The organism is Pseudoalteromonas sp. c7(2019) (assembly GCF_011378625.1).
GTDB lineage: Bacteria > Pseudomonadota > Gammaproteobacteria > Enterobacterales > Alteromonadaceae > Pseudoalteromonas > Pseudoalteromonas arctica.
The window spans coordinates 67,152-88,306 of the sequence record NZ_WTKS01000017.1 but is presented as its reverse complement, the minus strand read 5'-3'; the positions used below and the strand labels follow the sequence as shown (position 1 = coordinate 88,306).

The 21,155-nt window shown below is 37.4% G+C and carries 23 protein-coding genes and 1 pseudogene; 16 read left to right on the top strand and 8 right to left on the bottom strand.

Going from position 1 to position 21,155, the window contains the following annotated elements; genetic code table 11:
* The first annotated feature begins 32 nt into the window (after nt 1-32).
* A complete protein-coding gene (locus GQR38_RS17050; protein WP_165722723.1) occupies nt 33-1,811 on the top strand; it encodes an alpha-amylase family glycosyl hydrolase in 1,779 nt (592 codons plus the stop codon).
* Between the two features lie 327 nt (nt 1,812-2,138).
* Here the strand turns inward: GQR38_RS17050 and GQR38_RS17045 are convergent, their stop codons facing one another.
* Nucleotides 2,139-4,979 (bottom strand): TonB-dependent receptor, encoded by a 2,841-nt coding sequence (locus tag GQR38_RS17045; protein WP_165722724.1) that lies wholly within the window; start codon nt 4,977-4,979, stop codon nt 2,139-2,141.
* 614 nt (nt 4,980-5,593) lie between these two features.
* On the opposite strand from GQR38_RS17045, the gene GQR38_RS17040 reads away from it, so the two are divergent.
* On the top strand, nt 5,594-5,983 hold the full coding sequence (locus GQR38_RS17040) for a cytochrome b562 (RefSeq protein WP_165722725.1): 390 nt from the start codon (nt 5,594-5,596) through the stop codon (nt 5,981-5,983).
* Nucleotides 5,984-6,066: 83 nt separating this feature from the next.
* A complete protein-coding gene (locus GQR38_RS17035; RefSeq protein ID WP_024591728.1) occupies nt 6,067-6,453 on the top strand; it encodes an OsmC family protein in 387 nt (128 codons plus the stop codon).
* A gap of 63 nt (nt 6,454-6,516) precedes the next feature.
* Here GQR38_RS17035 and ykgO read toward each other — a convergent pair whose 3' ends face one another.
* Complete coding sequence (gene ykgO / locus GQR38_RS17030) at nt 6,517-6,651, bottom strand: type B 50S ribosomal protein L36 (RefSeq protein ID WP_002958669.1); 135 nt, start codon at nt 6,649-6,651, stop codon at nt 6,517-6,519.
* A complete protein-coding gene (locus tag GQR38_RS17025) occupies nt 6,648-6,914 on the bottom strand; it encodes a type B 50S ribosomal protein L31 (RefSeq protein ID WP_007580864.1) in 267 nt (88 codons plus the stop codon). Before GQR38_RS17025 ends, ykgO begins: the two co-directional genes overlap by 4 nt.
* Nucleotides 6,915-7,155: 241 nt before the next feature.
* Here GQR38_RS17025 and GQR38_RS17020 point away from each other — a divergent pair, with 241 nt between their 5' ends.
* Both GQR38_RS17020 and GQR38_RS17015 read left to right on the top strand, forming a co-directional pair.
* A complete protein-coding gene (locus GQR38_RS17020; RefSeq protein ID WP_007580861.1) occupies nt 7,156-7,425 on the top strand; it encodes a hypothetical protein in 270 nt (89 codons plus the stop codon).
* A 328-nt stretch (nt 7,426-7,753) separates the two neighbouring features.
* Nucleotides 7,754-8,716 carry a sensor domain-containing diguanylate cyclase gene (locus tag GQR38_RS17015; protein WP_165722726.1) on the top strand — a complete coding sequence of 321 codons (963 nt, stop codon included), beginning with the start codon at nt 7,754-7,756 and terminating at the stop codon, nt 8,714-8,716.
* 74 nt (nt 8,717-8,790) lie between these two features.
* Here GQR38_RS17015 and GQR38_RS17010 read toward each other — a convergent pair whose 3' ends face one another.
* Together GQR38_RS17010 and GQR38_RS20570 are read right to left on the bottom strand one after the other, a co-directional pair.
* Nucleotides 8,791-9,831, bottom strand: a complete 1,041-nt coding sequence (locus tag GQR38_RS17010) for a metal-dependent hydrolase (protein WP_165722727.1) — start codon at nt 9,829-9,831, stop codon at nt 8,791-8,793.
* Nucleotides 9,832-10,095: 264 nt separating this feature from the next.
* Nucleotides 10,096-10,349: pseudogene (locus tag GQR38_RS20570) on the bottom strand (LysR family transcriptional regulator); the annotation flags it as partial.
* 163 nt (nt 10,350-10,512) lie between these two features.
* On the opposite strand from GQR38_RS20570, the gene GQR38_RS17005 reads away from it, so the two are divergent.
* Complete coding sequence (locus GQR38_RS17005) at nt 10,513-10,992, top strand: hypothetical protein (protein WP_165722728.1); 480 nt, start codon at nt 10,513-10,515, stop codon at nt 10,990-10,992.
* Between the two features lie 22 nt (nt 10,993-11,014).
* Here the strand turns inward: GQR38_RS17005 and GQR38_RS17000 are convergent, their stop codons facing one another.
* Nucleotides 11,015-11,902, bottom strand: coding sequence for a LysR family transcriptional regulator (locus tag GQR38_RS17000; RefSeq protein WP_165722729.1), 888 nt, complete (start codon nt 11,900-11,902; stop codon nt 11,015-11,017).
* A gap of 115 nt (nt 11,903-12,017) precedes the next feature.
* Between GQR38_RS17000 and GQR38_RS16995 the strand changes: the two genes are divergently transcribed.
* The 9 genes from GQR38_RS16995 to GQR38_RS16955 all read left to right on the top strand — a co-directional run bounded on the left by GQR38_RS16995 (nt 12,018) and on the right by GQR38_RS16955 (nt 18,302).
* The gene (locus tag GQR38_RS16995; protein WP_165722768.1) at nt 12,018-13,190 is read left to right on the top strand and encodes an MFS transporter; all 1,173 of its coding nucleotides are present in this window, start codon (nt 12,018-12,020) and stop codon (nt 13,188-13,190) included.
* Between the two features lie 417 nt (nt 13,191-13,607).
* Nucleotides 13,608-14,423, top strand: a complete 816-nt coding sequence (gene dkgB, locus GQR38_RS16990; protein ID WP_165722730.1) for a 2,5-didehydrogluconate reductase DkgB — start codon at nt 13,608-13,610, stop codon at nt 14,421-14,423.
* Between the two features lie 79 nt (nt 14,424-14,502).
* Nucleotides 14,503-14,790 carry a putative quinol monooxygenase gene (locus GQR38_RS16985; RefSeq protein ID WP_002958660.1) on the top strand — a complete coding sequence of 96 codons (288 nt, stop codon included), beginning with the start codon at nt 14,503-14,505 and terminating at the stop codon, nt 14,788-14,790.
* Nucleotides 14,791-15,132: 342 nt separating this feature from the next.
* Nucleotides 15,133-15,543 carry a hypothetical protein gene (locus GQR38_RS16980; protein WP_165722731.1) on the top strand — a complete coding sequence of 137 codons (411 nt, stop codon included), beginning with the start codon at nt 15,133-15,135 and terminating at the stop codon, nt 15,541-15,543.
* Nucleotides 15,544-15,650: 107 nt separating this feature from the next.
* The gene (locus GQR38_RS16975) at nt 15,651-15,941 is read left to right on the top strand and encodes a hypothetical protein (protein WP_165722732.1); all 291 of its coding nucleotides are present in this window, start codon (nt 15,651-15,653) and stop codon (nt 15,939-15,941) included.
* A gap of 414 nt (nt 15,942-16,355) precedes the next feature.
* Nucleotides 16,356-16,700, top strand: a complete 345-nt coding sequence (locus tag GQR38_RS16970; RefSeq protein ID WP_165722733.1) for a hypothetical protein — start codon at nt 16,356-16,358, stop codon at nt 16,698-16,700.
* A 26-nt stretch (nt 16,701-16,726) separates the two neighbouring features.
* Nucleotides 16,727-16,885, top strand: a complete 159-nt coding sequence (locus GQR38_RS16965) for a hypothetical protein (RefSeq protein WP_007378675.1) — start codon at nt 16,727-16,729, stop codon at nt 16,883-16,885.
* A 109-nt stretch (nt 16,886-16,994) separates the two neighbouring features.
* Nucleotides 16,995-17,399 carry a hypothetical protein gene (locus GQR38_RS16960; protein WP_002958658.1) on the top strand — a complete coding sequence of 135 codons (405 nt, stop codon included), beginning with the start codon at nt 16,995-16,997 and terminating at the stop codon, nt 17,397-17,399.
* Between the two features lie 138 nt (nt 17,400-17,537).
* Nucleotides 17,538-18,302: a 2-keto-4-pentenoate hydratase gene (locus GQR38_RS16955; RefSeq protein WP_165722734.1), complete on the top strand. Its 765-nt coding sequence runs from the start codon at nt 17,538-17,540 to the stop codon at nt 18,300-18,302.
* 73 nt (nt 18,303-18,375) lie between these two features.
* Here the strand turns inward: GQR38_RS16955 and GQR38_RS16950 are convergent, their stop codons facing one another.
* A complete protein-coding gene (locus GQR38_RS16950; protein WP_165722735.1) occupies nt 18,376-19,239 on the bottom strand; it encodes a delta-class carbonic anhydrase in 864 nt (287 codons plus the stop codon).
* Nucleotides 19,240-19,326: 87 nt separating this feature from the next.
* A complete protein-coding gene (locus tag GQR38_RS16945; RefSeq protein ID WP_165722769.1) occupies nt 19,327-19,980 on the bottom strand; it encodes a DUF6058 family natural product biosynthesis protein in 654 nt (217 codons plus the stop codon).
* Between the two features lie 171 nt (nt 19,981-20,151).
* On the opposite strand from GQR38_RS16945, the gene dapA reads away from it, so the two are divergent.
* Nucleotides 20,152-21,069, top strand: a complete 918-nt coding sequence (gene dapA, locus GQR38_RS16940; protein ID WP_165722736.1) for a 4-hydroxy-tetrahydrodipicolinate synthase — start codon at nt 20,152-20,154, stop codon at nt 21,067-21,069.
* Nucleotides 21,070-21,155: the final 86 nt, after the last annotated feature.

Genomic DNA, 21,155 nt, shown 5'->3' with positions numbered 1-21,155 from the left:
ATAAGTCTAAACAATAAATATTAGGGGCGCATGTGAGCACAGTTAGCGAATTATTTTTACAACGAGTAGAGCAACATCTTCATATTATTTATGAGGGGGTTGAGCTGCCTTTATCGGTTACTGAGCTTGCTCAGCAACTTATTAAAATTATATTAGGTAGCAATGCACTGCGCGACCCTACACCCCATACAAATCGATGGGATGAACAAGATATAGTATTGATTGCTTATGGCGACTCTATTATTAAACACGATGATAGCGAATTTGCTGTATCGAGCCCAATGGAGGCACCGCTTAAAACACTACACCGGTTTATAAAAGAGCAATGTGATATGCAGTTAAATGCGCTGCATATATTGCCATTTTACCCGTACAGCTCAGACGAAGGTTTTGCCGTAATGAACTACGTGCAAGTGAATGAGTCGTTAGGTGATTGGGGAGATATTCAAAACATCGCTAAAGACGTAAAGTTAATGGCAGATTTAGTTATTAACCATTGCTCAAGCAGAAGCGTATGGTTTGAGAACTTTTTAAACGATTTACACCCTGGTAAAGACTACTTTAAAACGGCCAGCTTAACGGATGATTTAAGCCAAGTTGTACGCCCGCGAACCTCATCGTTATTAAATACTGTAACAACGCCAAGCGGCGAAAAGCACGTGTGGTGTACGTTTAGTCACGATCAGGTTGATTTTGACTTTGGCAATCCTGATGTACTTAAAGAGTTTGTGGGAATAATTAGGCATTATTTAGACAATGGCGTGCGTTTATTTAGACTCGATGCGGTTGCATTTTTGTGGAAACAGCTTAATACAAGTTGCATTAACTTGCCGCAAACACATGAAGCAGTAAGGCTAATGCGAACACTTATTGAGCACGCAGAGCCCAGCGTAGTTATTATTACCGAAACCAACATTCCAAACCAAGAAAACCTATCGTACTTTGGTAACGCCAACGAAGCGCACAGTATTTATAACTTTGCATTGCCGCCATTGTTGCTACACACATTACTTAGCGGCGATAGCACAGCAATTAAACATTGGATGATGAGTATGCCGCCTGCGCAAAATGGTACGGCATACTTTAACTTTATAGCCTCGCATGATGGAGTAGGGCTCAGACCAATTGAAGGTTTACTACAACCTAGCGAAGTGGCGTCACTAGTAAGTACAACCATGCAGTTTGGTGGTCGTGTATCTATGCGTACAAGTAACGATGGCACACATACACCGTACGAGCTAAATATTGCTTTATTTGATGCACTTCAAGGGACGCACAATGGCCCCGATAAGTTTGGCCTTGAGCGATTTATGTGTGCTCACGCAATTATGTTTGCGCTTGAAGGTATCCCAGGGCTTTATATTCATAGTTTGTTGGGTACAACTAACGATTACGAACGCTTTGAAAATTCACAGCATAACCGCGCTATAAATCGCCATCGTTGGCAAGAGTCAAAGCTACTGGCGGCAATTGGTGAAAAGTATAGTCATCATCATAAAGTGTTTAACGGCATAAAAAGCTTATTGGCAGTACGCAAAAAGCAGAGTGCCTTTCACCCAAATGCTACACAGTTTACGCTGCATTTAGCGGGTGGGTTATTTGGTTTTTGGAGACAAAGCATTGACAGGCGCCAAAGTATATTTTGTGTTTATAACATTAGCGATAAATCACAAACACTCACATTGGCCGACTTAAACTTAATTAACACCCAAAAGTGGTTTGATTTGGTGGCAAATAAAACGATTGAAGAAAGCCAATTAACGATAGAGCTAGAACCATACCAAAGCGTGTGGCTGAGTAATATTAAATAAGACCTATTAAAAAAGGCTCGCACTGCGAGCCTTTGTTTTAACTAGGGCGTGTTGATCTTTGTGGATTGAAATTTGTTCAATCTAGGGGCGATTAAATCGCGACGCGAGGTTTGTAACCTAGTGGGCTAAGTAAAAACCGAGCAACAAAGAGTTAATCGTCCCTAGAAAGAACCCTTCGGGCAGCGCATGTTTGGTATTTATGCTGCGTTATCGCCTATTTATGGGGAATAACCACACTACATAGGCTCTGCCTTGCCTAAAAACCAAACATACTGCTGCAAATTCACCCACCAATGATCAACACGCCCTAATAAGTTATTTTATTAATTATAAGCTGTAGCTTAAGTTAATGTAGCCAAAGCGGCCAATGTTATCGTAACTTGCGCTACCCGCGCTTGTACCACGTGAACCGTACGGAAGTTTACGGTTAAATACGTTATCAACACCTACTTTAACGCCTAAACCGCTATCGAAGTTATAACCAACAGTCATATCGGTAATAAAGTATTTACCGTAAGACATTTGATTACTTGGGTTCGGGTTGTTTTCAAGTTCAACATTTGTGTATAAATCGACTTCACTTAAAAAGCGTGTTTCAACTGTTGAGAAAAAGTTATCCATAACATAACTTACAGATAAGTTAGTTTGCCACTTAGCTTCACCTGTAGTACCTGCGTATTCAATGTAGTTACTAGGATCGTCTTGGAACGGGTAATCTTTACGTTCAATTAAGTAAGTACCAATTAAGCGTGTTTTAAAGCTACCTTCAAACGCGTCAAAATCGTAACCTAGTTCAAAATCTATCCCTGATGCTTTTTGGCCAGCAACATTTAATACAGAGTTTTGAATTAAAGTAATTTCACCATTAGCATTACGTGTAATTAAGTCACAGTACTGATTGTTTATACCTGTTGCGCTATCTACACAGCGATCAAGAATGTCTTGAGCGTTAATTGTGTCAATTGCATCTTCAAGTTCAATTTCCCAGTAATCAATAGTAAGTAGCGCGTTTTCTAAAAACTCTGGTTGGTAAACAATGCCTACAGTTGTACTTGTTGACTCTTCGCCTTTTACATCGCGGTTACCACTGCTTAAACCATCTAATGACGCTGAATCGTAATCTGAGTTAAAGTCACTCGCTACGCCTAATGCGGCACAGTTTGCAGTACGTGTTGCACCGTTTGATAAGTCACCTAAGTTTTCAGCGCGACACGGGTCGTCTACATTGTAGAAAGTTTGGCTTGCTGCACCAAATACTTCACTAATGTTTGGGGCACGAAGTGCTGCAGATTGAGTTACACGTACACGTAGCTCATCATTTACAGTCCAATCAAGGCCAAGTTTCCAGCTAGTTGCTTCGCCAATCGTACTGTAGTCAGCATGACGTACTGCAGTATCAAACACTAAATCTTGAATAAGCGGTAAATCAGTTAAAATTGGCATCGTCGCTTCAAAGAATACTTCGCGAACATTAAACGAGCCCTTATCTTCGCCCAGTGCGTTAAAGAAAGTACCTTCAGCGTTATCTGGCTCTTTTGTTTCGCTTTCTTCTTTACGGTACTCAGCACCAAATGCAACACCTACATAGCCCGCTGGTAATTCAAAAATAGCGCCATTAGCAAGTGAGCCAGAAATAACTGTTTGCTTAATAGTTGATGTGCCAACAGATACCGTATTAATGTAATCAATGGCTTGTTGAGATGGCGAACCAAACCCCATAATATTTACAGGAACACAGCCATCAGCTTGGGCTGCAGCACTACGACATACTACGTTACCATTTGTATCTTCAACTGCATCAAGTGCATTAAAGTAGTTGGCTACAATCATGTTAGCGCCGTTTTCACGCTCTAGATCAGTTTGGCCATAAACAACTGATGTATCTAATTCCCAATCTTCAAATACAGTACCTTTTAAGCCGGTAACAAAGCGCGTTGTTTCACGCGTATTGTTTTCAATGCGGCGGCCAAGGTCGGTCATCATGCGGTTAACCATGATCGAATCAACACCTTCCTCTTCCATACGTGCTTTAATGGCTGGGTCTAGGTAAGGGTTGTCGATTTTGATGCTGTTTTCATCGTCAAAGAAGAAAAACGCAGGTTGACCTATGCTTTCGCCTTGGCTGTTTACGTATTTTGCATCAAAGTAAATGTTTAAGTCGTCGGTAACATCGTAGTTAACTTTAAAGTTTACGTTGTAGCGCTCAAACTCAGGTTGAATCTCTTCAAATTGACCAAGATTAAACGAATCACAGTTTGCACACGACAAGCCATCTACATTATCACCTATGTATAAGTCGCGAGCGCTGCTGTCGGCGTTAAAGCTATTAGTATATCCATCTTCAAGTGCATAAACACCGGCGTTATTAATAGCGTAATAACCAGCATTAGGTGTTAAGATTTTATCAGGGAAAGCTGCGCTATCTTTGTTTACTTCTGTTTGGGCTTGATTACGTAAACTACTAAACGAAGTGCTAGTCCAAGGGTGATCAAGCGCGTTTAATGAATCCTGGCCTGAGTATTCAATAGCAAAAGCTGCATTACCACGATCGTTATCAAAGTTAGAGCCGTATGAGAACGTCGCTTTTTCGTTGTTGTAGCTGCTTAAATCGGCAAAACCACGTGTAACGCTAAAGTCCATACCTTCAATGTTGTCTTTTAATATAAAGTTAACAACACCTGTTACCGCATCAGCACCGTATACAGCAGATGCACCACCGGTAATTATCTCTACACGTTCAACCCATACACTTGGAATAGTGTTGGTATCTACAGATTGAGAACCTGCAGAGCTTGATACATGACGCTTGCCATTTACAAGTACCAAAGTACGATCTGTACCCATGTTACGTAAATCAAGAATATTTAAACCCGCAGTACCAATAAAACGGCCTGAGTTAGCCATAGAATATGTATTGCCAAGTGCTGGTAAGTTATTTAGCGCTTCACCAATGTTTACTGCGCCAGTGTTCATTAGCTGCTCGCCACTGATAACTGTAACCGGTGCAGGCGCAATAGCACCTTCACGTAAAATACGTGAACCCGTTACTTCAACACGTTCAATTTTTGTTGCTTGCTCATCTTGTGCAAGCACAGAATTACTTGCTGTTGCAGCAGCAGTAATTAATGCACATTTAATGCTAGTAGAAAGTAAATTATGACGTTTCATTTGATTCCCAGAGAACATTTTATAGTAATTAAATACAATGTAGTTTTATCCAAATACAGTTTGTATTTGGATAAAGCCCTATAACTTTTTTTATGAGGGCGGCGATTATTGCATGCTGATTATTTTATTAAAAGCAGCTAACTCACTGTAAAATAAGCAACTTGAAATAACCTGAAGAACTTTTATTGTGTTTTTTGGTATTAATTACAAAGGCCCTTTAAATGATTTACTGAGGTGTTTTTACATTTAGTTTTTCTTATATATTTTAGTTATTAACATTGGTTTTTATTTGTTAAATTTTCAGTTGTTTTTTAAGTCAATTTTTTGCGGTTTATAATTATTCACATATAAATTTTTATTTATATGAAGTTGTCAGCGAGTGTTATATGTACTTATTTGTAAAGGTTATGTGTGTTATTACTCTTTTAAAGTGATTTTTATTAGGTGTTTTTTATTCAAAAAAATCGTTATTTGAATATTTTTCACTATTGCGGCTTTAAAATGATTAATTTGTAAACCCCCTTTACAGCTCAAAGTGCTCATAACAGCTCGTAAAGTTACTTTGCTACGTAAACTTGATACAATTTAGGTGTTTTTAATTAATAGGTTTGACCATGAAGTATTTAGTTATTATTTTTACCTTTGCGTTTAGTTCAATGTCTTTTGCGCAGCAAGAAGTCGATCTTGAAGTAAATATGAAAAACACGGGCCTTGCATATAAACAAGCGGTGCAGGCAACTCAACTTAGTGAATTTAATACTGCGATTGATGAATTTATAAAGCTGGTTAAAGTGAGTAAAACAGGTAAGTTTTACAAAAAACCTGAGCAGTCATTGCAGGGCCTTGATAAAGTGATTGCGCAAGCTGAACTTGCAAAAAAAGCAGCAAACGAGCAGGGGCTAAGTGCGGCAAAAGAACCACTGAAAAATATAGATGATTTACGTAAAAAATATCATGAGTTACACGAGCCTCCAGGGTTCTTTGAATTACTGTTCGGTTCATAAACCTAGACTATATGTATCTTTAGTAGCTACTTTTAAGCTAATTGCGTTAAAGATATCTGCAGCAATAAATATAAGGAAACACAATGGAAATTTCAGTTTCAATGTTAGAAGGCCAAAAGCAAAGCGCTAAATTTGGCGACCTAGAAGTAATAAGCGATCAAAGCGTAAACGCTGGTGGCAATGCAGAGTATCCAGAACCGTTTGATTATTTTTTAGTAAGTATGGTTTTATGTGCAGGTTTTTATGCGCGTAAGTTTTGCGAGCAGCGTGATATTTCAACGCAAGGTATGACGCTTACTCAAAATAACGAAAATGTAGATGACAACGGTAAAAAGCTATTTTCAATTGAGATTAACTTACCAGAAGGCTTCCCTGATAAATATAAAAAGGCGCTTATTGCAGCCGTTAATACCTGTACGGTAAAAAAAGTAATTCAGGCAGTGCCAGAGTTTTCAGTAGTGGTAAAATAGTCCCCCCTAAATTAGGTAGCTTAAGCAAGCTACCTAATTATATGTTGAGCATCCCCGTTTAACTTATTTCTTTTTCATTCCTTGTACTGCTTTAAAGCGTGGGTTGTTTTTACAAATTACAAATACGCGGCCTTTGCGTTTTACAATTTGACACCCCGGACGTTGCTTGGCACTTTTTAGAGAGCTTAATACTTTCATACCTTTTCCTTTTTAACAGTCGATAAACTTTTAAAACGACGATTAAACTGCGCAACGCGGCCATCTGTAGCGGTTGTTTTTTGCTTGCCTGTATAAAATGGGTGCGAGTCACTTGATACATCAATAGGTACGTATGGATATGTATTACCGTCTATTTCTACTGTGCGGCTCGTTTTTATGGTTGAGCCAATAATAAAGTAAGAATCGGCAGCGGTATCGTGAAAAGCAACCACGTGGTAATCAGGATGAATATTTGGTTTCATAATACGCCTCAATAAATGATATGTGATAGTATATCATTTCAATTTAACGTATTTATTCTCCCATTGCAAATTATTTAAATGTTCCTCAAAAAGGCCGTAATTGCTGGCTATTTGCGCAAACAAATCAAAAAATAAGCACTTGAATCAAAAATGCTGGCTATTGGCGTTTAGGCTGTTATAACTATATTTAAGAGTTAAAACGTTAACAAATACGGTTATAAAGTTATTACAGAGGTTATGTATGAGTGACGCAACACAACAACAAGAACAAATTGATCAAGGGGTGATGGAAACCCTAAGAGAGCGCGACCACAGTACCTTGGCGCAACAAGTAAATCCTTTAACCTGCAACCACAATGATATTGTAGAGTTACTAGCAAGGTATATGGCACTAAGCGAGCAAGAAGATGATGAGCTGTTTGATGATTGGTTTGATAACCTAACTAAAGAGCAACATACTGTTTTAAAAGTATTTGAAGTTTACCGTGGACAATATGAGCACCAAAATTAAAGTGTTTATTTTTGTAAGTATGCCAAATCCAGTGGTTATTTAAATAAAACTAAATAGCCACTACTACTTTTTCATTAAAGAGTAGCTATGTTGTATCAACCACTACTCCCACCTGTTTAAATCATAATTTTTTGCGGATTGAATCTTATATTTATTTAGGCACGACTTACTGATATTTATAAATATTTATTTATTGCTATTTTTAGGTAATGTTCTAGTTTGAATAGGCAGACTGTTTATAGTTTAAATAAGTTTATCGGATTATATACTCGAAAATATTCGCTCCAGTTTCGTAATTTATAAAACATTTAAAATTAATAGAGCTTTAATGATTAAACCTGAGATTCCAAATAACGAAGCTGAGCGATTACACGCGCTTAGAGCATTAAAAATTCTAGATACGTCTCATGAAGAGCGCTTTGATCGTGTTACTCGTATTGCCAAGCGTATGTTTAATGTTTCTATTTCATTGGTTACTTTGATTGACGAAGACCGCCAGTGGTTTAAATCAAGGCAGGGGCTTGATGCGGCTGAGCTTCCTCGCGAAACCTCATTTTGTGGCCACACCATAAATCAAGACGAGTTATTAATAATCCCAGATACAGCTCAAGACGAAAGGTTTTTTGATAACCCCTTTGTTACAGGCGATCCTAAGGTACGCTTTTATGCAGGCTTTCCTTTAAAATTAAGGGAAGGAGTCATTATAGGCACTTTGTGCCTTGCCGATAATAAACCTAGACAACTCAATGATGAAGAAAAACAATTACTAAGAGATTTAGGCACGTTAGTCGAGCGAGAAATTCAATCAATTCAACTAGCCACAATTGATGAGTTAACAAGAATCTCTAATCGACGTGGCTTTTTAAACCTTGCCGAACATACGCTAAATGTATGTAGGCGAAACAAAGTATCAATGTCGTTTATATTGTTTGATCTCAATAAGTTTAAACAAATTAATGATATTTATGGACACCACGAAGGCGATTTTGTATTAAATAAATTTGCACAAATTATGCTTAGTTCATTTCGTGATTGTGAAGTCATAGGTCGACTTGGCGGAGATGAATTTGTTGCGATGTTAAGCGACTCAGACGAGACAAAAGCAGAGTTTGTTTTACAAAGGTTTGCGGATGCAATAGCGCATGCTAATAATACCTTAAACAAGCCATACAAAATTGATTACAGTGTAGGAGTAACACACTTTAAACACGATACAGGTAAATCGGTTGAGGATATGATTCAAGATGCTGATGTTGCAATGTATCAGCAAAAAAAGCAGCAATCACTTTAGTGAACTATTTAGTTTAATTGCTGCTTGAACTTCACTTAACTTCCTCATGCTAGTACGAATCTTATAATATGCCGTTATTCGCTATTGCAGTCATTTTTTGCCGCGGGTGATGCTAAAGACACATTTGGTTGCCAAACCCTGTTCCATATTTTATGAAGATTGTTTAAGTTTGGTCTTTGACTTATTTTTTCAAAGTTACCAATGCTCACTTCTGAATCATTTTTTTGACCCACTACAAAATTAAACACATAGTTGCACTCCATGCCCATACGTAAATCAGAAAGTACAATATTGCTTTGCTGTTGGCGCACCGAATAAAACCCTTTAGTAAACCACTGCAAGCGTTTTATAGCCCATTCATCGCTAATATTATTTAACAGTGAAGGCGTTGTTTGATAAGCCGTTAATGTAACATCGCTGGGTGCGTCAAATACTGATGCATAACCTTCGTAGTATTGTCCGTCAGACATCACAACAATACGCCACAGCAAAGTGGTTAGCGGAGCAGGCGTACTAACATACGCATTTACTGATATTTGCCTGTTGTTGAGAGCCGTTTTTACTTTGTCATCAATATTTACTTTTAAAATTAAAGCGCAAAATAAATATAGACTACTTAAAACTAAGGCTGCTGCATTTATACGATAAGCCGTTGCTGCTTTTATTTTGGGTATTAGCGTACATATTACGCCAATTAATAAAGGAAGCGTGTAAGCGGGGTCAATAATAAACACACTAGAAACCGCAAAGGGGTACTCAGTAAAAGGCCAGAGTAGTTGTGTACCGTATACCGTTAGGCTGTCTAATAGGGCATGTGTAGATAAACTTAAAAATACTAGCCAAAACCAGCGCACTTTATAAATTTGCATTCCCGCGTGTACTTTTAATATTAGCCATACAATGAGCGGGCTAATTAATAAATGTATTAATAACGAATGGCTAAAGCCACGGTGATAAGTAAATGTTTCTACAGATCCGCCATATGGCAAAAATACATCTAAATCAGGGAGCGTGCCTAAAATTGCTCCCCATAAAACGGCTTTTCGACCTATTTTATTGCCTAACACCGCATAACCTACAGCACTGCCTAATGCTACCTGCGTTAAAGAATCCATTTTAATTAATACCTTTAATTACTACTTTTGTTATTTATACTTTTTGATTATTAAAAAGCGTCAAAAAATCGGTTAAAACATTTAATAAGCATATTAATATTAATATACAGAGCTTATAAACTAAGCCTAAGCTTTATGAAATCTAAAAAAGCCACAATTCGCGATGATACCGCACTGTTTCGCCGCTGCTTGCGCTAAGCGAAAACGTAAATAAAATGAGTTTTACTAACGGCCAAGTTTACGAGCATGTAAGTTCGAATCTTATAAATCACCAATACGTATGGCTAAGTCTGTTTTATGCTCGAGTAAATTAATAGTACTGCCGTGTGAGGTTATATCAAGCGTTATGTGAGGGTATTATTTAGCGAATTCACCAATTAAAGGCGTAAGTTGATGCAATACAAAAGGGTTTGCCGCATCTATTAGCTGCTTGCCATTTGGCGCTTGTTTTAAAGCTTTATGACGTTTTCATCTGTGCATAAAATATTTAGCCTTTCGCAGGCGTATTTTAAAAGTATAGCTTTCCTCGCATTTTAAATTAAGCAAAATAATACCCCGTGGCGACTTATAAGTCCTGTTCCCGTTTAAAATACGGATGGTCAATTTGTTACCATATTTGGAATGATAATTGCTTCTAATTATAAAAATAAAGTCGTCAATTTTTAGACACATGAGGCAAAAATGAATTTTGGAACTCTTTCTTCGCAGTTATACAATGACAATGGCTATTCAAGCCTAAGTAATTTAAATAAAAACACTGTAAAAACGGATGATCCTAGTAAAAGTCCAGAGGCTAAAGCAGACTCTTCTTTAAATAAAGACGCCGAAAAAACTACGAGCTCTACTGCAGCTACTGAAGACGCAAAGTCTATTATTAGCAGCGAAACAGAAGATTCGAGTGACAATTCAGCAGTTCAAATGAATAAAGCGATCGAGTCAATTAAAGATTTACAGAGTAAAATAAGAGAAATGACCAATAGTTCTGATACGCCCACAGGGGGAGCGATAGAAGAGCTAAGCGAACTTAAAAAGCAACTCGATAGTGAGCTATCGTCGATACAATTAACAGTGCGAAAAAATGTATCTACTTTAATGGATTCAATGTTTTCATCATCTTCAGATAATAAAAATTCAGGTTTGCTTTTTAATAACCAAGCATAATTTAACTTGCTTTTTAATATAGTTATAAGCTTAGTCGTGGCTTTATAAAATCTAAAAAAGCCACAATTCGAGACGATACCGCACTGTTTTTATAATACACGGCTTGTACAACCTCTCGGTTATTAGGAGAGCTAACTGCACTGGGTAACACTTCAACTAATTTACCTGTTTTTAGGTCATTGCCAATCATAAAGTGAGAAAGTAGCGCAACGCCTTGGTTTGCAATACATAGTTGGCGCACTGTTTCGCCGCTGCTTGCGCTAAGCGAAAACGTAAATAAAGCGGGCTTTACTAACGGCCAAGTGTTTAATTTTGGGGAGTCACTAAAACCAATTAACTTATGATTTTGTAAGTCATCTATTTGTATAATTGCTGCGTTGTTTTTTATATATTCTGGGCTGGCTACAATACGTAACTGACTACTGCCGAGTTTACGAGCATGTAAGTTTGAGTCTTTTAAATCACCAATGCGTATGGCTAAATCGGTTTTATGTTCAAGTAAATCAATAATGCTGTCGTGTGAGGTTATATCAAGCGTTATGTGAGGGTATTGCTTGGCAAATTCGTCAATTAAAGGCGTAAGTTGGTGCAATACAAAAGGGCTTGCCGCATCTATTCGCAGCTTGCCACTTGGCGCTTGTTTTAAAAGCTTTATGGCTTCTTCACCGGTATAAAGCGTATTTAATCCTTCGCGCGCATATTTTATAAAAGTATGGCCCTCTTCGGTAAGTTCTAATCGGCGTGTTGTTCTGTTTAGTAAAGTGCATTGCAGTGTATTTTCAAGGCGTGATACAGCTCGCGACACTTTAGCCACTTGTTGATCGAGCAAATTAGCTGCCCCCGAAAAGCTTCCGCAATCTACTACCGTTATAAACGTTTCTAAATCTTCAGTTTTTGAATGAACCGCCATAATATACCAACACCATCTTTGCATTATTAACAAAAGTATTTTGTCACTAATGCTATTTTTTGCAAACGATATTTTAGCCAAACTACATTCTTCAAATATTAATGAGGATATAACTATGCCATTGGCTTTGTGGGCGCTTACCTTAAGCGCATTTGCAATAGGAACAACTGAGTTTGTAATAGTGGGATTAGTACCCACCATTGCAAACGACTTAGGCGTAAGCCTACCTTCAGCGGGTTTGCTTGTAAGTTTATATGCGGTTGGCGTTGCTATTGGTGCACCGGTGCTAACAGCTTTAACGGGTCGTTGGAATCGTAAAGTGGTCTTAATAAGCTTAATGGGCTTGTTTGTATTGGGTAACTTACTCGCTTGGCAAGCGCCAAGTTACGAAACATTAATACTTGCGCGCATTTTAACGGGGCTTGCCCATGGTGTGTTTTTTTCAATCGGATCGATGATTGCCACAAGTCTAGTAAGCAAAGACAAAGAAGCCAGTGCAATTGCAATTATGTTTACCGGGCTTACTGTAGCACTAGTAACTGGTGTGCCACTAGATACATGGATTGGACAACACTTTGGTTGGCGTGCAACGTTTTTAGTTGTGTCGGTATTAGGTTTAATTGCATTAATCGGCAGCTCTATTTTAGTGCCAAAAAACTTAAAACAATCAATACCAGCCACGTTTAAAGAACAACTACAAGTAATTGTAAAACCGCGTTTATTACTCGTGTATTTAATGACGATATTGGGATACGGCGGCACGTTTACAGCGTTTACTTATTTAGCACCTATTTTAGAGCAACAAACAGGTTTTGCGCCTTCGGCTATTGCTTTAATAATGCTTGTTTACGGTGTATCGGTAGCGATAGGTAATATTTGGGGTGGAAAGTTGGCCGACAAACGCGGCCCAATTAGCGCACTGAGCATTATATTCAGCGCTTTGAGTATTATTTTACTGATATTTACTTTTACGATGGAATCAAAAATTGCTGCTGTACTTACTATTTTAGTCTGGGGCGCATTTGCTTTTGGTAATGTGCCAGGCTTGCAACTTTATGTAGTAAAGCAAGCACAAAAGCACACGCCAAATGCGGTAGATGTTGCATCAGGTTTAAACATAGCCGCATTTAATATTGGTATTGCACTTGGCTCAATTATTGGTGGTAGCGTAGTAGAGAACATGACCCTGCAAGATACAGCATGGATAGGCGCCGTTATCTCTGTTTTAGCACTTGGTGTTACACGCTACAGCGGTATGCTTGATAAACGTGAAATTCAGCAAGCATAAAGCCTTAGCAGGGTCTGTTGACCTTTTAGGATTAAATTTGTTCAATCTAGGGAGGATTTAATCACGGAGCGAGGTTTGTAACCTAGTGGGCTAAGTAAAAATCGAGGGACAAAGAGTAAATCCACCCTAGGAAGAACCTACAGGCAGCGCGTATTTGGCATTTATGCTGCGTTATCGCCTATTAATGTGGAACAACCACACTGCATAGGCTCTGCCTTGCCTAAATACCAAATACACTGCTGCAAATGTAATCTCTAAAGATTAACAGACCCTAACCTTGAAACTAAAATTAATGACCTCATACCTGTTATGAGGTCATAGATTTTTAAGTGACAGTCGTAATAAGAAGTAAAAGGTGTATTTCGTAAAACTTTTAAAAGTTTGTATTTCAAACCGATTATTTTATAAGGATAAACCATGACAAAACGTGTAATAGAAATGCCAGAACTCGGTATGGGAACATTCCGCTTAGAGGGCGACACTGCCTATAACTCAGTAAAAATGGCACTCGAAGTTGGGTTTCGCCATATTGATACTGCACAAATTTATGGCAACGAAGAGCAAGTAGGCCAAGCTATAAAAGATAGTAATATTCCGCGCAGTGAAATATTCTTAACCACCAAAGTGTGGAATAACAAATTAAATAAAGGCGACTTTATCCCAAGCGTTAAAAAGTCACTTGAAAAGCTACAAGTTGATTCGGTCGACTTACTGCTAATTCATTGGCCATCGCCTGCTAACGACGAGCCAATGAGTGAATACCTCACTGAATTACTAAAAGCGAAGCAGCTTGGTTTAACTAAGCACATTGGTGTATCAAACTTCACCATTGCAAACTTAAATGAAGCAATGCAAACGCTTGACTCGCGTGAAATATTTACCAATCAGGTTGAGGTGCACCCATATTTAACTAATACTAAATTACGCGCATTTTGTGCTCAGCACGACATTCATGTAACAGCGTACATGCCATTTGTAGTAGGCAAAGTACTTAAAGATCAAACCATTATCGATATTGCTAAAAAGCACGATGCAAGTCCAGCACAAGTTGTTTTAGCATGGGTTAACGCCAGCGGTATGACGACAATTCCATCATCAACTAAGCGTAAAAACTTAGAAGATAACTTTAACGACCACGTTAAATTAGATGATGAAGACATAGCCCGCATTGATGGCCTAGATTGTGGCGACCGCCAAGCAACACCAGAATTTGCGCCGCAGTGGGATCAGTAAACTTACCTCAAACGCAAAGTTAAACTAAATATTTTAAGGTGTAGATTATCTACACCTTAACTTTTAAGAAGGAATACACATGTTAACGGTTATAGCTGCACTGTCGTGCAAAAATATTGATGCAGATGTGATGCTTACAGCACTTGAAAACTTACAAAAGTCATCGCGCCAAGAAGTAGGGTGCTTACGTTATGAACTATCGGTAAAAAGTGATGATGAACATACCGACTACGTTGTTAGCGAACAGTGGGCGTCTGACGAGCACTTTGAAGCGCATAAAAACGAGCCACACTTTAAAGCATTTGGTACGCAAGTTACTGGGCTTTTAACCAATAGTAGTATTGATGTATATAAATCAATTGGTTAAATTCTTTTTATAGTGCCTATTATGGTACGTATTAAAATACTTAGCTAAATTACATATCATAAAGTAAATACTCAAATAGGTGCTGTTAACCTACATCACCTTTCATTCTTACAGCCCAACCTGCCTAAATACTCAACTTCGCCAATATCAATGAAACCTATTAGGACTCTTTTTTGTTAATTCGCATTCGTAGTGCGTCGAAATCAAAAGAGGTTCATAACTTTATTAAAAGTCGTTTTGATATCACAACCCACTCTAATAAATAGCCTATTTAATTTGTTGTTTACATTAAAATTCTCTGGTGTAAATATAGAAAGATGTAATTTAAGGCATTAAGCATATATGTTCGACTTGAATAGTTTGAAAGGAAAAGTTCTTATAGCTGTTTCATTAAGTCATATTCACGAAAAAGTTCACCTAGCATGGCAAGATAAGAGTAATGAAGGTTTTTTGATTTGCTATGAAATAACCTTAGAATTTGAAGATGGCAAAACTTATTTAATTAAACCGTGTGAAGTTGACGCTATTGGTTATTACCCAAGTTTAGGCTTGAGTATAGAACCTGTAGAAAGAATTGAATTATTGTACCCTTTTAATATTTCAAAACTGCCGAGCCGAATATGCGACATTGTTGAAAGTGATCATTTAGGTGAAGGCGTAGTAAATCAATTTAAACTAACTTTTGATAATGAAAAAAATTTTGTTATCAGACATGTTTATCCACCTATGACGATGGGAATTAGAGTAGGGTAAATCTTAGGTAGTAATTTAACTATAAGCCTGGTAGTTGTTAATAGGCTCCTTACTTCTGCATATTTTAACTAACCACTTTCTATTATAAGACGTAAGGTATACGTGACATGTTTGATGAATTCAGATATATCTTGTCAAAAATTGAAGTTAGAGAACACGTTGAATGGGGTGCATCAATTGAATTAATTGATTACGATCACAAGGATTATATTGAAGACGTATTGTGTGAAAAGTTCGGTCTTGAATATGCATTCAGTTCTAATAAAGATATTACGGGAGGATATGTTCTATACTTCTGTAAAAGTGCAACTTCTGATCAAGTCAAAAATGCAGTTGCAAAGATAAATAACTACCATGAATTACAAAGCAGAGAATTCAAGGTAGCACCGTATAAGTAATTAAGGCGAGAAGGGAGGCTAGCCGCTGGCAATTTTCGTCCTTCAGTACTTACCTATTTTACAGCTGAGTTAATTAAACTAATAATGGAGACATGGGTATGGAAATTAATAAATCAAATCAATCTATTCTTATTTTTGTAATCCCTTTATTAACTGCGTATTTCGGATCAAAAGTTATATTTCACTTATTTACTTTTGAGTATCTTGTGTTTACAGATACTTTTGACATTCTAAAGCTACTCATTGATATTAGTGTATTTGGAGTGTTGTTCTATATTAGTTCGCTGGGCGTTGGTTATGTCATCAGAGCTAAAACATAAGTTTTTAATCATTAGCTGGTAAATTGCTAGCTAAAAAATCACAGCCAATAAAGCCTTAACAGCTTTAAACTGTATAATTTATATGGAGATAATAATGAAAAAAATAATCGCAATAATAGCGTTGTTAGGCTTTGTTTCATTTGCACAAGCTAATGATAGTTTTGTAGTAAATGCCAAATTTTATGATAATAAAAACTTAATTGGCTCACCTGTTTTAGTAGTCAATTCAAACGAAGAGGCGTCAGTTTCAGTTGATAATTCGTATAGTTTTGCTCTTACAGTAACGCCAATTGATGATTCTACTGTTAGTTTAGCAACTGACCTAAAACTAGGTGGAAAACATATGGCTCCCTCTTTAGTTGTTGAACTAGGCAAAGAAGCAAGTATTATTATTGATGGTAAAGAACTGTCAGTTTTAGTAAGCAAATCAAACAGCTAATAAGTTAAAAACTAGGAATATAATTAATGAGAAACTCAAGAAATGAAATAGTAAAATATGGAGTCTCTTTTGGTACGGCCCTAGCAATTGCTATTTCATGGAGTGCTAACGAGTCTGTGTTATGGGCAATTTTGCATGGTTTTTTATCTTGGTTTTATGTTATTTGGCATGTAATTACGCGATAAGTGTTTTCGCGTGTGCACTGATTGATTATGTAGATTGCGGTCAATGTTAATAGTCGAGTAATTACCATTTAAAACGATTAAGTTAAAAATATAAAAGGAATAATTAATAATGAAAGGTGCGGGTGGAAGCTCTGGTGGTATTGGGCATTTTTTTATTGGTTTGATTATGATGTGCGGTGGCTTTTATATGCTGCTAAACGCAATTTCGGTGACCTCTAATTTTGGACTAAGTTCTCGCATTTATAGTGTTAATGCTTTAGGTGGCTTTGGCGTTACAGGCGGCATGGTTATGATCCCATTTATTTTTGGTGTGGGTCTGATTTTTTACAATTCTAAAAATATTTTAGGCTGGGTGCTATCTCTAGGTTCGTTAACCGCACTCATATTTGGCGTTATATCGAGTGTTCGATTTAGTATGCGAACTATGACGTCGTTTGATTTGATTGTTATTATAATTTTAGCGTTTGGCGGCTTAGGACTATTTTTACGATCGCTTAAATCTATTGATACTTAAATAATTACCACGCTTTGTTTTAAATACAATTTTAATTATAGGCATTTAACATGATGTTCTAATGCTTAAGCTAATACATTAATAATGTAATCCTTCCTATTTACTGCTTAACCAGTAACGTATTTTAAAGAGATTTATGTGAACAACTCAATACAGCTAAAACTAATTGCTACTCATCTATTAGCACAAAGAGATGAAAACCCAGCACGTTCAAACTTTCCTAAAGAGTTAGTACTAGACTCGACTGACGATGCAATAGAAGTACAAAAGTTGATGATTTACTTAAATGATCAAACGGTATATGGCTGGAAGTGTATGCTGCCTTTAGATAATGGCTCAATTATATTAGCGCCTCTTTTACATGCACCTATAAAACAAGCTGAAAATTGCCCACTGTATACAACAAACAATAAAGCGCTTGTTGAACCAGAAATTGCATTTATTTTGCAAAGCGATTTACCAAGTAATAAGACCTATAAAAATGAAGACGTGGATACTGCATTTGCCAGCGCCCACTTGGCACTTGAGCTTATCCAAAAAAGGTTTGATGAAGACACTCCAAGCACGCACATTGAAAAGCTGGCCGATGGCCTATCTAATCAAGGCGTGTATTTAGGCCCACAAATAGATAAAGCCAAAGCGTATAACGCAAGTACTGTAAATATTAACGTTAAGCAAACTGAGCTGGAGTTAAACCTAGCAGGTGTGCATCCTGCAGAACTTGCGCAGCTTCCACTTTATTGGGCAGTTAATTACTTATCAGCAAAGGGAATTAACTTAAAAGCAGGGCAAGTGTTTATAACTGGTTCTTACTGTGGTGTTGTTGAGCTTAATACCAATGAGCAAACATGTATTACATATGAAGATTTAAATACATTTAATGTGACATTTTTATCCCATTAAGCGTAATACTCATTTTAACGGTCATAATAAAACAACCCACTAATTAGCGGGTTATTTTTTATTTGGCTAAATTTTAATTATTGATTTTAGAGAGTAATGCAGGATTTATTACGAGATTTCGTACGCCGTGAGCATGATCTTCATTAAAGGTGTTACTTTCACACCATTTGCCAACACTGTTTATATCAACCTTTGCTACTTTTGGTTTAACTGACCATGTTACTTGAAAAGGAGAGCCTGTCTCGTTGTAACTAGGACCAGTAGTTGAACCGCTATAAACAACCGGTTTACCCGTATTTGTAGGTGTAGCAATAGCTTGATAGTAACCATTAACAGATGACACGGTGCTTATTTGAGCAAAATCAAGTGCGTTAGCATCGTTTACTAATACATATACTTGAGCTTCAACACGTAGTTGCGGATTTTTAATCGAATCACTTAAACAGCTACCCAAGGTAGGGCCTGGTTTTACAATTGCTGACGTATGAACGTTATGAACCTCAATGGTATCGCCAACTAAAAGCGCGCCGTGATCGCTTGGACAAATTTCAATTTTTGCTGGTTTACTTTCACTTTTAGTTAAAGAGCCTGAATATAAGTAGCCACTTTTAAAGCCTTTTCCATTACCATTTCCGGCATATTTACTAAACTCACCACCGGCATGTTCAGCATTTTTATGAAAGTGTATATTACATAAGTTCATGTTTGATGAAGTTGGGGCATGAGAGAAAACTACGGTGTTTTCGCCTTTATAATTATCAATATTGCGTGGAGATTGTGGGCCAAAGCCTTTATTCGCAGTGTTTTTAGCAAGTGCTGCACGCTGCATTTTTATTATGTCGTCATTTGCTATTTCGTGGTTAGCTTTAGCTAGCGTATTAAAAGACAGAATAGTGATTGCAGCAGAAATTACACTTATTTTTGTTTTGATTGTCATTGAGTCAGTGCCTTTAAATTACATTTTTCGTAACAATTAAGTTAACAGATCTTGTTTTTCGTCAAATAATCCTAAAATAATGCAAAACTATTTAATAGATAAGTCGTATTTTAAAATAAGTGCATCTATATAGCGGGTGCGTAATGTGTGTTGTTTTTCATGATCGGCGCCATGCCCTAATGCTTTGTTTAAAAGCTTCATGGCGGGGTGCAGTAGCGTTCTTTCTTCTTGGTTTAAACTCGCTTTACTGCGCAGTTCGGTAATGTCGTCAACTAATAGTCTGCCAATATCTACCGAGACTATTTCGTCTATTAATCCATTTTGAGTAAGTACGCCATATTTACTGCATAAAAACTGTTGCCAAACTTGCTGTAAGTGCTCGTCTATTTCGCAGCCAAATAGCTCTTCGCTAAACGTAAATCCTTGCTGAGCGAGTTTAGTTAGGCTTGCAGTATATTGCTGCGCAAAATAATTAAAAGCATGGCTTGATGATTCTATTTTTTGTTTTAAAAGACCTTGCCCCCAATTAACACAGCCGCGCGGGTAATAGTCGTCATACTCTTCGCATTCATACAAACCTGAATATGAGCTGCAGCTAAGTTGACTTTTAATACAGTAACTTGGTTTTGGGAAAACACTTCGCTCTTGCCAAGCTAAAAGTGTATCTGCATCTATATTTAATGCTTGGCACAGTTCATCGGTGTTATAAAAATGAGTTGCTAAGTAGTCAGATAAACGCATAAAGCCTCTGGTATCGTTAAAAATAAAATACTGTTCATATATACAGTTATTCATTTTGTATTACCAAACTTAATAACACAAGAAATTTTATAATTAAATGTAGGCTTACACCTCCAAAAGTACCGGCAATTATGTTACAAATAGCGCAAGTTTTATAAATAATGATTTTTTATGCGCACCCTAGACCAAATTAAACAAGCAAGCCTTATTACAGCTATTAAAACGCCATACTTAGCAAACGGTGAAATAGACCTAGCAAAGTACGATGAACTCGTAGAAATACAAATTGCAGCAGGCGTTGACGGCATTGTAGTTGGTGGCACAACAGGCGAAGGCCAGTTAATGAACTGGGAAGAGCATTTAATGCTTATAGCGCACAGTGCAAACAAGTATGGTGACAAACTGGTTATTGTTGGTAATACCGGTAGTAACAACACCCGTGAAGCGATTAAAGCAACTAAATATGGCTTTGCCAGCGGTATGGATGCAGCACTGCAAATTAATCCATATTACGGACGTACGTCTATTGCGGGTGTTAAAGAGCACTTTAAGCGCGTACTTGATATTGGACCTGCCTTTATTTACAACGTAGCAGGGCGAACAGGTCAAGACCTAACACCTGATATTATTGAGCCACTCGCTAAGCATGAATATTTTATTGGTGTAAAAGAGTGTGGCGGTAATGAACGTATTGCCCATTATGAACAACAAGGTATTGCATGTTGGTCGGGTAACGATGACGAAAGTCATGATGCGCGCCACACACATAAAGCGCACGGTGTTATTTCGGTTACTTCTAACTTAATACCTGGGTTATTTCGTCAGTTAATGGATACGCCAAGTAACGAGCTAAATGCGTCGTTACAACCATTAATGAACTGGTTGTTCTGTGAACCAAACCCGATTGCTATTAATACCGCGTTGATGATGACAGGTGCAGTAAACCCTGTATTTAGATTACCGTATTTACCGCTTAGTGATGAGCAGCAAGCTCAAGGCGAAGTGTTAATTAATGAGTTAAATAATAACGATGTTGTTGGCGGTATAGCTAAGTGTTTAAAGCAGAATGATATAGCTCTTCTTTCTTAGCAATATGAGCAAGCACTGAACAAAGTGTTAGTTCAGTGCTTTTTGTTAATGATTATTTACTTCTATTGCTAAAATCGGTAAAATTC

What these genes read in the sequence shown, in the direction of transcription:
- GQR38_RS16945 (WP_165722769.1), bottom strand. Translation starts at nt 19,980, where the DNA reads ATGCGTTTATCTGACTACTTAGCAACTCATTTTTATAACACCGATGAA.
- GQR38_RS16950 (WP_165722735.1), bottom strand. Translation starts at nt 19,239, where the DNA reads ATGACAATCAAAACAAAAATAAGTGTAATTTCTGCTGCAATCACTATT.
- GQR38_RS17020 (WP_007580861.1), top strand. Translation starts at nt 7,156, where the DNA reads ATGAGTGACGCAACACAACAACAAGAACAAATTGATCAAGGGGTGATG.
- GQR38_RS17025 (WP_007580864.1), bottom strand. Translation starts at nt 6,914, where the DNA reads ATGAAACCAAATATTCATCCTGATTACCACGTGGTTGCTTTTCACGAT.
- GQR38_RS17000 (WP_165722729.1), bottom strand. Translation starts at nt 11,902, where the DNA reads ATGGCGGTTCATTCAAAAACTGAAGATTTAGAAACGTTTATAACGGTA.
- GQR38_RS16980 (WP_165722731.1), top strand. Translation starts at nt 15,133, where the DNA reads ATGTTCGACTTGAATAGTTTGAAAGGAAAAGTTCTTATAGCTGTTTCA.
- GQR38_RS17015 (WP_165722726.1), top strand. Translation starts at nt 7,754, where the DNA reads ATGATTAAACCTGAGATTCCAAATAACGAAGCTGAGCGATTACACGCG.
- GQR38_RS17035 (WP_024591728.1), top strand. Translation starts at nt 6,067, where the DNA reads ATGGAAATTTCAGTTTCAATGTTAGAAGGCCAAAAGCAAAGCGCTAAA.
- GQR38_RS17010 (WP_165722727.1), bottom strand. Translation starts at nt 9,831, where the DNA reads ATGGATTCTTTAACGCAGGTAGCATTAGGCAGTGCTGTAGGTTATGCG.
- GQR38_RS16970 (WP_165722733.1), top strand. Translation starts at nt 16,356, where the DNA reads ATGAAAAAAATAATCGCAATAATAGCGTTGTTAGGCTTTGTTTCATTT.
- GQR38_RS16995 (WP_165722768.1), top strand. Translation starts at nt 12,018, where the DNA reads ATGCCATTGGCTTTGTGGGCGCTTACCTTAAGCGCATTTGCAATAGGA.
- GQR38_RS16975 (WP_165722732.1), top strand. Translation starts at nt 15,651, where the DNA reads ATGTTTGATGAATTCAGATATATCTTGTCAAAAATTGAAGTTAGAGAA.
- GQR38_RS17005 (WP_165722728.1), top strand. Translation starts at nt 10,513, where the DNA reads ATGAATTTTGGAACTCTTTCTTCGCAGTTATACAATGACAATGGCTAT.
- GQR38_RS16965 (WP_007378675.1), top strand. Translation starts at nt 16,727, where the DNA reads ATGAGAAACTCAAGAAATGAAATAGTAAAATATGGAGTCTCTTTTGGT.
- GQR38_RS17040 (WP_165722725.1), top strand. Translation starts at nt 5,594, where the DNA reads ATGAAGTATTTAGTTATTATTTTTACCTTTGCGTTTAGTTCAATGTCT.
- GQR38_RS16985 (WP_002958660.1), top strand. Translation starts at nt 14,503, where the DNA reads ATGTTAACGGTTATAGCTGCACTGTCGTGCAAAAATATTGATGCAGAT.
- ykgO (WP_002958669.1), bottom strand. Translation starts at nt 6,651, where the DNA reads ATGAAAGTATTAAGCTCTCTAAAAAGTGCCAAGCAACGTCCGGGGTGT.
- dkgB (WP_165722730.1), top strand. Translation starts at nt 13,608, where the DNA reads ATGACAAAACGTGTAATAGAAATGCCAGAACTCGGTATGGGAACATTC.
- GQR38_RS17045 (WP_165722724.1), bottom strand. Translation starts at nt 4,979, where the DNA reads ATGAAACGTCATAATTTACTTTCTACTAGCATTAAATGTGCATTAATT.
- GQR38_RS16960 (WP_002958658.1), top strand. Translation starts at nt 16,995, where the DNA reads ATGAAAGGTGCGGGTGGAAGCTCTGGTGGTATTGGGCATTTTTTTATT.
- dapA (WP_165722736.1), top strand. Translation starts at nt 20,152, where the DNA reads ATGCGCACCCTAGACCAAATTAAACAAGCAAGCCTTATTACAGCTATT.